The sequence below is a fragment of the Clostridium sp. Ade.TY genome (assembly GCF_000498355.1).
In the GTDB taxonomy this organism is placed as follows: Bacteria; Bacillota; Clostridia; order Clostridiales; family Clostridiaceae; genus Clostridium.
The window spans coordinates 107,161-120,216 of sequence record NZ_AVSV01000016.1; the positions used below are offsets into that span (position 1 = coordinate 107,161).

Consider the following 13,056-nt stretch of genomic DNA (forward strand, 5'->3'; position numbering starts at 1 on the left):
GGAGGGATAATTATGGAAAAAGAAGTATTTGAATTTAATAGAAAGAGGGTACTTGAAAAACTTAAAGATAATTCTTTACTAATTCTTTTTGCAGGTAAAGCACCAAAGAAAACTGCTGATGAGCAATATAGTTTTACACCAAACAGAAATTTTTACTATTTAACAGGAATTGATGAAGAAGATCATATCATCGTAATGGGAAAATTAAATGGAAATACCATTGAAAAAATGTTTATAAAAGAAATAGATCTTGAAAAAGAAAAATGGCTTGGTAAAACAATAAGAAAAGAAGAAGTTCTTGAATTAAGTAATATAAAAGATGTAGATTACTTAGGAGAGTTTCAAGGTTTTTTAAATAAAACAATAAATGAAAGTATTGATATAAATATATATTTAGATTTAGAAAGAGATGAATTTGGCAGTTTACCAACAGTAAGCAGTACATTTGCTAAGAAGCTTAGAAATAAATATCCACAAGTTAATATAAAAAATGTATATCCAATATTTGCGCCAATAAGACTTGTAAAGAGTTCATCTGAAATAGAAGAAATGCAAAAAGCTATTGATATAACAATTAAAGGTGTTGAATCAATAATGAAAAATATAAAACCTGGAATGCTTGAATACGAATTAGAGGCATATTTTGAATTTGAATGTAGAAGAAGAGGAGTTCGTGATTATGCATTTAATACAATTGCAGCAGCAGGAGAAAATGCAACAATATTACATTATGTAGATAATAACTGTGAAGCTAAAGATGGGGATTTAATTCTTTTTGATTTAGGAGCACAAGTTAATTATTATAATGGAGATATATCAAGAACATTCCCTGTAAACGGTAAATTTACAAAGAGACAAAAGGAAGTTTATGAAGCTGTTCTTAGAGTAAATGAAAAAGTTATATCTGAATTAAAACCAGGTATTAATTTCTTAGATATAAATAAAAAATCAAGAGAGTGGATTGCTGAAGAATGTATTAATCTTGGATTAATAGAAAACAAAGAAGATGTATCAAAATATTATTGGCATAGTATAGGTCATAGCTTAGGATTAGATACTCATGATATAGAGAATCCAGGAAGAAATACAGTTTTAGAACCAGGAATGGTATATACAGTAGAACCTGGCATATATATAGGAGAAGAGGGCATTGGTGTAAGAATAGAAGATGATGTTTTAATAACTGATGATGGATATGAAGTGTTAACTAAGGATATGATAAAATCAGTTAATGAAATAGAAGAATTTATGAAAAAGTGTTAATAAAGTAAACAAAAAATTAAAAAATATATTGATAAATATATATTTCTATCATATAATTATATTAATTTAAAAGTGAATAATTTACGAAGAGGTAGAGGCGCGGTCTTTAAGAGTAATGTTATTGAGGTAAGCACTATGATGTAACATGAAAGGAAATACCGCCGAAGGATATAACTAATGCTTTAATGTTATAATCCTGGGCTTATGTATAATATGTATAAGACTGTCACAAATTATATTTGTGGTGAGCTATCATTCAATGGATTCTAACGTGATATATTTAGAACCTTGAGTGTTATCTCAAGGTTCTTTTTGACTTTAAAGGAAAATGATGGGCCTCTAAAATATTCACAAAATTTATTTTAATAGGGGGATTCAATCATGAAAAAAAGAAATTATTTAGTATTTTTATTAACATTTATTTTAATGATGAGTATTTCAACTGTAGCATTTGCAGCTGAAGTTGATCCAGGAACTTTGAATGCAGAAAAGTTTGGATTATGGACAATAATTCCACCTTTAGTTGCAATAGTACTTGCATTTATAACAAAAAATGTTGTTGTATCATTGTTTATTGGAGCTTTAGCAGGATGTTTTATGCTTCAAATTGTGGATCAAAATGCATTTAGTGCATTAATACAAGCATTTTTAGATTTTATACAAAGAGTTCTAAATTCTTTAGCAGATCCATGGAATGCAGGAATAATACTTCAAGTTTTAGCTATTGGAGGAGTTATAAATCTTGTTGCAAAGATGGGTGGTGCAAGGGCAATAGCAGAAGCTCTTGCAAAAAGAGCAAAGACACCAAGAAGTGCTCAACTTGTAACTTGGTTTTTAGGTCTTTTAGTATTCTTTGATGATTATGCAAATTCATTAATTGTTGGGCCTATAATGAAGCCTGTTGCAGATAAGCTTAGGGTTTCAAGAGAAAGATTAGCATTTATAATTGATGCTACAGCGGCACCTATTGCAGGGCTTGCAATAATATCAACATGGATAGGATTAGAAGTAGGTCTTATAAATGATTCATTTAACCAAATTGGAGTTCAAGTTGATTCTTTTGGTGTTTTCTTACAAACTATTCCTTATAGATTTTATAATATTTTAATACTTGCATTTGTAGTTATTACATCTATTATGCTTAGAGATTTTGGACCTATGAGAAAAGCTGAAATTAGAGCTAGAAAAGGTCTAAAAGATAAAAAAGCAGAACTTGAAAGTATAACTACAGAAGATGAAATGCAAGTAAAAGAAGGAGTTAAGCTTAGTATTTGGAATGCGATAATTCCAATAGGTGCACTTATAATTTCAGCGCTTGTAAGTTTTTATTATAGTGGATATTCAAGCATAGTTGGAGGAACTGATGTAGCTCTTAAAGAAGTTATAGCTAATGCACCATTTTCATTTACGGCAATTAGAGAAGCATTTAGTGCAGCTGATGCATCAACAGCACTTTTCCAATCAGCAGTATTTGCATCAATAATAGCAATTGCTATGGGCGTTTTAAAAAAGATATTTACTGTATCAGAAGCTGTTGAAGTTTGGGTAGACGGAATGAAAGGACTTATAATAACTGGAGTAATTTTATTACTTGCATGGTCATTAAGTTCAGTAATAAAGGATTTAGGAACAGCTAAATATTTAGTTACATTATTATCTGGTTCAATACCAACATTTTTACTACCAAGTATTATATTTATATTAGGTGCAGTAATATCATTTGCTACTGGAACTGCGTATGGAACAATGGGAATACTTATGCCTCTTGCAATTCCTTTAGCTCATTCAATATCACCAGATATGAGTTATATAGTATTAAGTACAAGTGCTGTACTGACAGGAGCAATATTTGGAGATCACTGTTCACCAATATCAGATACAACAATACTTTCATCAATGGGAGCAGGTTGTGATCACATAGAACACGTAAAAACACAAATGTGGTATGCATTATTTGTTGCAGGATTTACTATATTATTTGGATATATTCCGGCTGGGTTAAATGTTCCAGTTTATATAATATTACCTGTGGCAATAGTAGTACTTGCAATTGCAGTTAGATTTATAGGAAAACCAGTGGATGAAACTGTGGAAAATTAGTATATTAAACTTTAAAAGTGTGGATAAAATTCCACACTTTTTATTTGTAGAGAATTAAAAAGATTAATATAGTATAAATTTAAATATAGATTCCTTTATAAAGCTTTTAAAACTAAAAAAGAATAAATTTAATGTGTCAGTATAAGGTTAATATTAATAAATTATAATAAGTAAAAATTTATAAGAGGAATTATTATGAATAGACAAATGAATAATAGAAAAATTGTTAGTAACATAGAAGAATTTTCAAATATATTTAGTCAAACATTTTCACAATTTTTTAGTGGGATTAATATTAATTCTATTGAAGAATTTTTTAATGAAAGTGATTTTATAAAGGTAGATATGAAAGAAGATGAGGTTAAATATACAATAGAAGGGGTATTCCCAGGTATAGATAAAAAGGATATAAAAGTAGACTATAAAGATGATTATATATATATAAATATAAATCGAAGACAGACGTTTTCTAATGGATATAATATGTCAATGATTGTATCAGAATTTGGAGATGGATTTTCTAGAGAGTTTTTTATACCTGAATCGGATATATCTGCACTTAAAGTATCTTATAAAAATTATAATTTAAAAATGGAAATACCTAAATTTAATTATAAATTACCAGTTAATGAAGGTGAGATTATTGATGTTTTGGACTATGAAGAAGAATAAAGCTATAGTTTTACTATAGCTTTATTCTTTCTCCTCAGGAGGATTAAAATATTTATTTATTAGTATAGCTACGATTATACCTATAGCTGTATCAACACTTCTACCTATAGCATAAGCATAAGACTGAGGTCCACTATAGTTAATCATTATACCTATAAGTACTATACATGCTATTGTAACAGAACCAGGTTTATTAAAAAGGTTGCAAGTATAAATTACAGCAACTATACCAAGACCTGTTATAAATGCGCTGTAATCATATAAGAAAGTAAATTTAATCATAATAAATATAATTAACATACCAAAGATACCACCAATTATAGTTCCAATAAGTCTATTTTTACCCATAGTAAAAGAACTAGAAACAGTATCTTTCATACAAATGACAGCAGCAATACATGCATAAAACGCGTTTTCTCGTCCTAGAAATTGAAATATTATCATACAAACAGTAACCGCAAGAGCTGTCTTTATATTACGTAAACCAACTCTATGCACGTTTAGCTTCATAATTAAAACCCCCAAATTAGATTTTTAAATATTATAACACATAGAAGTAAATAAATTTATTAATAAAGATTACAATTTAAAAATAATTGACATATAAAAATATATAGAATATTATATACTTAAAATGTTAAAACTAAACATAAATGCTATGAAAAGAAGAGTAGTAAAAGTATGTATCTAAAGAGAGCTAGTAATTTGCTGAAAGCTAGTGTTATGGACTTTTATGAAGATGGCCTTAGAGCATATCCTTTGAGCTTAATATAAGTTAGAGGGATACGGGTGCAACCGTTATATTGTAAGGTAAATTTTATTACCTATTGAGTTCTTTGTCGTGAGGCAAGGAAGAAGTAGAGTGGTACGCGTGTATATAACGCCTCTATGCATTTATGCATAGAGGCTTTTTTATAGTAAAAAATATATTTATAAATAAAGGAGGATTTTAAGATGTGTAAGAAACCATATTACATTACGACACCTATATACTATCCATCAACGAAGTTACATATAGGTAACACTTATACAACAGTTGCAGCTGATGCAATAGCAAGATTTAAGAGATTAACAGGGTATGATGTAATGTTCTTAACAGGAACAGATGAACATGGACAAAAAATCCAAAGAATAGCTGAAGAAAAAGGTATAAAGCCAATAGAGCACGTAGACGAAATAGTTTCAGGTATTAAAGATCTTTGGAGTATGATGAACATAAGCTATGATAAGTTTATAAGAACAACTGATGATTATCACGTAGAGGCAGTTCAAAAAATATTTAAGAGACTATATGATCAAGGAGATATATATAAGAGTTCATATGAAGGATTATATTGTACTCCATGTGAATCATTCTGGACAGAAAGCCAATTAGTAGATGGAAAGTGCCCAGACTGTGGAAGACCAGTTGAAACTTCAAAAGAAGAAGCTTACTTCTTCAAAATGAGCAAATATGCTGATAGATTAATTAAATATATAGAAGAACATCCACATTTCATACAACCAGAATCAAGAAAAAATGAAATGTTAAATAACTTCTTAAAACCAGGATTACAAGATCTTTGTGTTTCAAGAACTAGCTTTGATTGGGGAGTTCCTGTAACATTTGATGAAAAGCATGTTGTTTATGTATGGATTGATGCATTATCAAACTATATAACTGCATTAGGATATGGAAGCAATAATACAGAATTATTTGATAGATACTGGCCAGCAGATGTTCATTTAATAGGTAAGGATATATTAAGATTCCATACAATTTATTGGCCAATAATGCTAATGGCTTTAGATTTACCATTACCAAAACAAATATTTGGTCATGGATGGTTACTTGTTGATGGCGGAAAAATGAGTAAGTCAAAGGGAAATGTAGTAGATCCAGTTACATTAGTAGAAAACTTTGGTGTAGATGCTGTTAGATACTATTTATTAAGAGAAATTCCATTTGGAGCAGATGGATTATTTAATAATGAAATATTCATAAAGAAAATAAACTCAGATCTTTGTAATGACCTTGGAAACTTACTTTCAAGAACTGTTGCAATGATAGAAAAATACTTTGATGGAGTTATTCCTGCACCATTAGTTAAGGAAGATGTAGATGATGAATTAATTAAATTAGCATTAGAAACTCCAAATAAAGTTTCAGAATCAATAGATGCATTAAAGCTTCCAGAAGCTTTAGAAAATGTATTTGAATTAGTTAGAAGAGCTAATAAATATATTGATGAAACAACTCCATGGATATTAGCAAAGGATGAAGAGAAAAAAGAAAGACTTGGAACAGTTCTTTATAACTTATCAGAGGCTTTAAGATTTACTTCAGTTTTATTATCATCATTCTTACCAACAACTTCAGAGAAGATAAATGAACAATTAGCTATTACAGCAACTGATTGGAGCTCATTAGAAGGATTTGATGGAACAGCTCCTGGAACAACAGTTAAAAAAGGAGATAGCTTATTCCCAAGAATTGATGTTGATAAAAAGCTTGCTGAACTTGAAGAGTTAAGAAAAGCTCAAATGGAAGCTAACGCTAAAAAAGAAGAAGTTAAAGAAATGGAAGCAATTAAGGAAGAAATAACAATAGAAGATTTCGAAAAAGTAGATTTAAGAGTAGTTAAAGTTTTAGAGTGTGAGCCAATAAAGAAAGCTAACAAATTACTTAAATTAAAAGTTGATTTAGGTGGAGAAGTTAGACAGGTGGTTTCAGGAATAGCAAAACACTTTAAACCAGAAGATTTAATAGGAAAAAATGTTGTACTTGTTGCAAACTTAAAACCTGTTAAGTTAAGAGGTGAATTATCACAAGGTATGATAATTGCTGCATCAAATGACGATGATAGTATATTAAACTTAGTTAATCCAGGAGATAACTTACCAACTGGAAGTATAGTAAGATAAATAAAAAAAACACTAGATAGGAAGTCAGCTTGTATAAGGTTGGCTTCCTTTTGTATAAGTTTAAAAAGGGGGCTGAGAAATAATGAATATAGTAGTAGGGAATGCATGGCCATATGCTAATGGGAAATTACATTTAGGAAGAATCGCAGTACTTTTGCCAGGTGATATTATAGCAAGATATCATAGAATGATGGGAGATAATGTAGTGTTTGTATCAGGTAGTGATGCCCATGGTAGACCAGTAAAATTAAAAGCTTTAGAGCTTGGGATAACACCAGAGGATACACTTAAAAAGTATAATAAAGAGTTTATAGAATGCTTTAATAAATTAAATTTTTCATTTGATTTATTTACTAATACAGATACTGAATATCATAAAGAGAATGTAAAAAAATATATAGAAGAGTTATATAAAAAAGGATATATATATGAAGAAACTGATGAAAGTGGAGAAAAGAATTTAATATTTTCACTTTCAGAAGTAGAAAATGATGTTAAAAGAATTTTTATAAGACAAGATGATTGGCGTAAAAATGCTGAAGTAATAACAAGAAGATATTTAGATGAAGGTTTAAGGGATAGAGCTGTAACAAAAGAAATTGATTGGGGAGTTGATGTTCCTTTTGAAGGATTTTCAAATAAAAAAATATTCGTTTGGATTGAAGCTCTTATGGGATATTTAACTGCAACAAGCAAATGTATAGAAAATAATTTTGATAATGAATTATCTAATTATTTTAATGATGAAGATAGTAAGATTTATTTAGTTCATGGAAAAGATAATATACCATTTCATACAATAATTTTCCCTGGCATATTAGTAGCATTAGGTTTTAAAAATCCTAATATAACTATAGTTTCTAGTGAACATTTGAAGCTTGAAGGTAAAGACTTTTCTACTAATAAAAATTGGGCAATCTGGGTTGATGAAGTATTAAAAAAATATAATGTAGATTCTCTAAGATATTATTTAATAAATAATGGACCAGAAGAAAATATAACAGATTTTAAATGGCGAGATTTTATAAATTCAAATAATAATGATTTGGTATCAGAATTAGATAGTCTTTACAAAAAGGTAGTTAAAATAAATGATTTTTCTCATGTAGATAATACAGAAAAAGATAAAATATTAGATTTATATTTCACCATAGGGGAAAAAATAGAACAATGTAAATTTAAGTCTGCAATTAGACAAATTTTTGCATATATAAAGGAAGAAAATAAAAAGAAAAATCCTAAAATAGAAACTATCATAAACTTAGCAAATTTATTAATACCATTTTTACCTGAAACATCAAATAAAATAAAAGAAACATTTAAAATTCAAGGTGGAGAATGGAATTTTATAAGCATTAATAAACCAGTTAATAAGACAGTATACAAACCATTATTTGAATTAATAGATAGAAAAAATATTATAGATGAAATAAATAATTTAAAAGAAAATAAATTATAGCAAAAAAAAACCTAGAATATCTAAAATAGGGGGACTAGATATTCTAGGAACCAATCAATTAAGATGGTTATAAGGGGTAAATAATAATGCTTTAACTACTTTACAATTAAATAATAACTTAGTAATATGTCATTTTTGTGTCAAATTATATAATAAAATATTAAATGAGAATTATTATATGTTAATAATTATAAAAAAATAATTGTATTAAAATAGTATTTTGTCGAAGTTTAATATTTTAATTGTTTTTCTATCAAAGTCTAAAATTCCTTCTTCTTTCATCTTTATTAGTTCTCTAGATAATGAAGGTCTCTGAACACCAAAAGAGTTTGCTAAAGCTTGTTTTGTCATATTTAATTTAATTGAATTGCTATTTTGTTTTTTAGATTCAATTAATAAAAATTCACAAATCATAGCCCTTAATGATTTTGATGACACTTGCTTTAACTTTTGACTTAACATTAGTGCTTTATTAGATAATAATGCTAAAAATGATAATAATAATTTTTGATTTTCTTGAAGTAATGAAGTGATTTTTTTCTTGTTTATATGTAGAATTAAGCTATTATTTTTACTAACTACATCCATAGGATATGTATTCTTATTTCCAAATAATAAATTCTCACCAAACATGTTTGAACTTTCAAGAGTTGAAACAATTAAAATGTTTCCATTTTCATCATTTTGCTGAATTTCAACTATTCCAGATATAACGATACTTAAATTATTGCAAGTATCATTACTAAAAAATATAACTTCATCCTTAGAATATTTTTTAATTGATACTAAGGGGTCAGATATAAGTGATTCTAATTCTTCAAATTCAAAATCTTTGAATAATAATGATGACTTTACAATGTTTATTAACTCGCTATTTTTCATATATTTCAAATCCTTTCATCAATGTATATATTTTTTGAAAGTGCTTATATTGTATAATAATATATGTAATAAAATTTTTAAAGAGGGAGATTTACTACTGATGGATAATAAATATAAAATATTTGATACACATGCACATTATGATTCAGAAGATTATGATGTAGATAGAGAAGTTGTTCTAGATGAACTAAAAAATAATGGAGTTATTGGAATTTTAAATTGTGCTTCTTCATATGAAAGCATAGAAATAACTTATAAACTTACAGAAAAATATGATTTTATATATGGGGCATTAGGAATACATCCAGAAAATGCAGATGAATTAACAGATGCTGTATTAGAAGAAATAAGAAATTTAATAAGATCAAATGAAAAAATAGTAGCAGTTGGGGAAATTGGATTAGACTATTATTGGGAGGAAAATCCTTCAAAAGAAGTTCAAAAAGATGCTTTTATAAAACAAATGCAGCTTGCAAAAGAATTAGATTTACCAGTAATTATACATGACAGGGATGCACATAAAGATACATTAGACATTATGAAGGAATTTCCAGAAGTTAAAGGTGTAGTTCACTGTTTTTCAGGAAGTGTAGAATTTGCAAAAGAATGCATAAAACTAGGTTATTACATAGGTTTTACAGGTGTAGTTACTTTTAAAAATGCAAAGAAAATAGTAGAGGTTGCAAAGGAAATTCCAATTGATAGAATGCTTGTAGAAACTGATGCTCCATTTATGTCACCAGTACCAAATAGGGGAAAGAGAAATAGATCAGATTATATAAAAGAGGTTATAGAGAAAATAGCTGAAATAAGAAGTATAAATCCAGAAAAATTAAATATTGCACTTAATGACAACTTTTACAACTTGATTAAAAAGAAAATATAAGGTAAAATAAAATGGAATTAATTGTAAGTTAATTCGCGGAGATACTTCACTAATATACCATGGACGCAAGGAACTCATTTAGTGCTAAATTTATAATAAAAAAATCTATGCATAGCACTGCATTTTAAAGGTTTAGCGCTAGTAAGCAAGAGAGTGTGAATTTGACAAGGTACTAAAAACTAAGTATAATGCAAAAGACACTCTTGCCAAAGGAGGGAAATCAATGGTAGAAAAATTTAAAACTTTTATGAAGAAAAGTTTTTCTAACGGTCCGAAGGCAAAAATAGTGATATTAACTACAGCTATTGCTGTAGCCATAGTAGCCACGACAGTTGCTACAATGAGAAAGACAGTTAAATTAAGTATTGACGGAAAAGAAGAAACATTTATCACATATAAAGGGACTGTTAAAGATGCGTTGCAAGATAAAGGAATAAACTTATCAGAACACGATAAGGTGCAACCATCCTTAGAATCCAAAATTCAAGAAGGTCAGAAGATTGCAGTTGATAAGGCCGTGCCTATCAATATTAAATTCGCAAGTAAGGATGTTAAAGTTTATTCAGCGGAAGATAATATTGAAGATGTTTTATTAACTAGTAATGATCAACTTAAAGAACAAGGAGTAGAATATGTAGATGGTGTAGACGAAGTTGAACCATCATTAAGTACTCCAGTTAAGGAAAATATGGATGTTAGTGTAGTTAAGGTAGAAAGTAAGAAAGTTACAGAGCATAAAGCAATACCTTACGACACTGTAACTAAGAGTGACGAAAGCCTTGAAAAAGGTAAGAAAAAAGTTGAAGCTGAAGGTAAAAACGGAAAGCAAGAGGTTACCTACGAAATAGTATATAAAGATGGTAAAGAAGCTTCAAAGAAAGAAGTAAGCAGTAAAGTTGTTGCAACTCCTGTTAATGCAGTAGTTGTACAAGGTACAAAGAATCCGGTTAATTATATACCAAATAGAGGTGATTCAGTACAATATAAGAAGCACTTAGTTATGGAAGCAACAGCATATTCAGGTCATAGCACTACTGCTACAGGAGTAACGCCAGTGTACAACCCTGGTGGAGTTAGTACAATAGCAGTAGACCCAAGAGTTATTCCGTTAGGAAGTTTAGTATATGTAGAAGGTTATGGATATGCTAGAGCATCAGATACTGGTGGAGCTATAAAAGGAAATATTATAGATGTTTATTTAAATAGTTCATCAGCATGTAGCAATTGGGGAAGAAAATATGGAGTAGATGTTTATATAGTATCTTATCCGGGAGAATAGTTTGATTTTAAAGAGATAGCTAATTAGTTATCTCTTATTTTTTTGTATATAATAATAATGTATGATTATTTGACAGGATGTATATATATATGTAAATTATTTATATATGAATGCTAAGAATAAATGATTAGCGAAAGGAAGTAAAGCTTGTGAGTAAGAAGATTATAAAAGAAGTTATAGTTGTTGAAGGTAGAGATGACATAGATGCAGTAAAAAAAGCAGTAGATGCTGAACTTATTGCTGTTGGTGGATTTGGAATAAATAGAAGAGTTATAGACAGAATAAAGGAAGCTCAAAAGAGAAAGGGCGTTATAGTTCTAACAGATCCAGATTTTGCTGGAGAAAAGATACGTAATATAATAGCAAAAAGAGTAAAAGGAATAAAACATGCATACATAGCTCAAGAAGATGGATTAAAAGATGGAGACATAGGAGTAGAAAATGCATGCCCTGAGGTAATAATAAGAGCATTAGAAGGGGCAAAGGTTACTTTAGAAGAAAAGCATGATGAATATGGAATGGAAGATATGTTTTATTTTAAGCTTGCAGCAGATGGAAAAGCTAAAGACAGAAGAATGGCTTTAGGTAAAGAACTTGGAATAGGATATGGAAATGCTAAGCAAATGTTATCTAGATTAAACAATTATGGAATAGATAAAGAGGAGTTTGCAAAGGCTATACAAAAGGTAGAAAGAGAAATAGGAGAATTTTAATATGGAAATAAAAGATTATAAAACTCAAGAACTTGTAAAAAAGTACAATTTTAAATTTTCAAAGAGCTTAGGACAAAACTTTCTTATAGATGATTCAGTTCTTACTGATATAGTTCAAGGAGCTGACGTTAATGGTGAAGATTTAGTAATAGAAATAGGTCCAGGAGTTGGAACTTTAACAGCTCAGCTTTTAAATAAGGCAAAAAGAGTAGTATCTATAGAATTAGATAATGATTTAATTCCAATATTACAAGAAGAGCTTGGTAGTCATCCAAATTTTTCGTTAGTACATAAGGATGCATTAAAAGTAGATTTTAATGAAATAATCGGAGCTGAAAAGAGTGTAAAATTAGTTGCAAACCTTCCTTACTATGTAACTACACCAATAATAGTAAATCTTTTAAAAGAAAAATATAATTTTAAAAGTTTAACTATAATGATACAAAAAGAAGTTGCAGAAAGAATAAATGCAGAACCAAATTGTAAAGAGTATGGATCATTATCATTATTAGTACAATATTATTGTAATACAAAAATAATAAGAAAAGTTTCACCAAGTTCATTTATACCAAGACCAAAGGTTGATTCAATAGTAATAAGATTAGATAGATTAGATAAACCAAGAGTCGAAGTTAAAGATGAAAAGCTTATGTTTGATATTATAAGAAGTTCTTTTAATATGAGAAGAAAAACTTTATGGAACGGCGTTAAAAACATAGGAATTGATAAAGAGAATTTACAAAAAGCATTTGATGATGCTTCAATAGATCCAAAGAGAAGAGGAGAAACTTTATCTTTAGAGGAATTTGCAAAGCTTAGTGATGAAATTTATAAATATAAATAAACTTACATTATCATAATAGGAACCTTCTTGCATATACTATATTGAATAAATGTA

11 protein-coding genes, 1 riboswitch and 1 other annotated feature are annotated in these 13,056 nt (G+C 28.6%); of the genes, 9 read left to right on the forward strand and 2 right to left on the reverse strand.

Annotation, left to right across the window (positions count from 1 at the left end):
* The first annotated feature begins 12 nt into the window (after nucleotides 1-12).
* The 3 genes from O212_RS0105545 to O212_RS0105555 all read left to right on the forward strand — a co-directional run bounded on the left by O212_RS0105545 (nucleotide 13) and on the right by O212_RS0105555 (nucleotide 4,035).
* Nucleotides 13-1,263, forward strand: a complete 1,251-nt coding sequence (locus O212_RS0105545) for an aminopeptidase P family protein (protein ID WP_024614147.1) — start codon at nucleotides 13-15, stop codon at nucleotides 1,261-1,263.
* 84 nt (nucleotides 1,264-1,347) lie between these two features.
* A riboswitch (Lysine riboswitch) is annotated at nucleotides 1,348-1,523 on the forward strand.
* Between the two features lie 121 nt (nucleotides 1,524-1,644).
* Entirely contained in the window at nucleotides 1,645-3,363 is a 1,719-nt protein-coding gene (locus tag O212_RS0105550) for a Na+/H+ antiporter NhaC family protein (protein WP_024614148.1), read from the forward strand.
* A 195-nt stretch (nucleotides 3,364-3,558) separates the two neighbouring features.
* The gene (locus O212_RS0105555) at nucleotides 3,559-4,035 is read left to right on the forward strand and encodes an Hsp20 family protein (RefSeq protein WP_024614149.1); all 477 of its coding nucleotides are present in this window, start codon (nucleotides 3,559-3,561) and stop codon (nucleotides 4,033-4,035) included.
* A gap of 21 nt (nucleotides 4,036-4,056) precedes the next feature.
* Here O212_RS0105555 and O212_RS0105560 read toward each other — a convergent pair whose 3' ends face one another.
* Nucleotides 4,057-4,545, reverse strand: coding sequence for an aromatic acid exporter family protein (locus O212_RS0105560; RefSeq protein WP_024614150.1), 489 nt, complete (start codon nucleotides 4,543-4,545; stop codon nucleotides 4,057-4,059).
* A 139-nt stretch (nucleotides 4,546-4,684) separates the two neighbouring features.
* Nucleotides 4,685-4,926, forward strand: a binding site (T-box leader).
* Nucleotides 4,927-4,989: 63 nt separating this feature from the next.
* Here O212_RS0105560 and metG point away from each other — a divergent pair.
* Together metG and O212_RS0105570 are read left to right on the forward strand one after the other, a co-directional pair.
* Complete coding sequence (gene metG / locus O212_RS0105565; protein WP_024614151.1) at nucleotides 4,990-6,939, forward strand: methionine--tRNA ligase; 1,950 nt, start codon at nucleotides 4,990-4,992, stop codon at nucleotides 6,937-6,939.
* Nucleotides 6,940-7,021: 82 nt separating this feature from the next.
* Nucleotides 7,022-8,398 (forward strand): class I tRNA ligase family protein, encoded by a 1,377-nt coding sequence (locus tag O212_RS0105570; RefSeq protein ID WP_024614152.1) that lies wholly within the window; start codon nucleotides 7,022-7,024, stop codon nucleotides 8,396-8,398.
* Between the two features lie 207 nt (nucleotides 8,399-8,605).
* Here O212_RS0105570 and O212_RS0105575 read toward each other — a convergent pair whose 3' ends face one another.
* On the reverse strand, nucleotides 8,606-9,280 hold the full coding sequence (locus O212_RS0105575; RefSeq protein ID WP_024614153.1) for a Crp/Fnr family transcriptional regulator: 675 nt from the start codon (nucleotides 9,278-9,280) through the stop codon (nucleotides 8,606-8,608).
* Nucleotides 9,281-9,380: 100 nt separating this feature from the next.
* Here O212_RS0105575 and O212_RS0105580 point away from each other — a divergent pair, with 100 nt between their 5' ends.
* The 4 genes from O212_RS0105580 (at nucleotide 9,381) to rsmA (ending at nucleotide 13,002) form a co-directional block, all read left to right on the forward strand.
* Nucleotides 9,381-10,166: a TatD family hydrolase gene (locus tag O212_RS0105580; RefSeq protein ID WP_024614154.1), complete on the forward strand. Its 786-nt coding sequence runs from the start codon at nucleotides 9,381-9,383 to the stop codon at nucleotides 10,164-10,166.
* A gap of 223 nt (nucleotides 10,167-10,389) precedes the next feature.
* A complete protein-coding gene (locus O212_RS0105585) occupies nucleotides 10,390-11,445 on the forward strand; it encodes a 3D domain-containing protein (protein WP_024614155.1) in 1,056 nt (351 codons plus the stop codon).
* A gap of 161 nt (nucleotides 11,446-11,606) precedes the next feature.
* Nucleotides 11,607-12,158 carry a ribonuclease M5 gene (gene rnmV / locus O212_RS0105590; RefSeq protein WP_024614156.1) on the forward strand — a complete coding sequence of 184 codons (552 nt, stop codon included), beginning with the start codon at nucleotides 11,607-11,609 and terminating at the stop codon, nucleotides 12,156-12,158.
* A 1-nt stretch (nucleotide 12,159) separates the two neighbouring features.
* Nucleotides 12,160-13,002 carry a 16S rRNA (adenine(1518)-N(6)/adenine(1519)-N(6))-dimethyltransferase RsmA gene (gene rsmA, locus O212_RS0105595; RefSeq protein WP_024614157.1) on the forward strand — a complete coding sequence of 281 codons (843 nt, stop codon included), beginning with the start codon at nucleotides 12,160-12,162 and terminating at the stop codon, nucleotides 13,000-13,002.
* Nucleotides 13,003-13,056 lie beyond the last annotated feature (54 nt).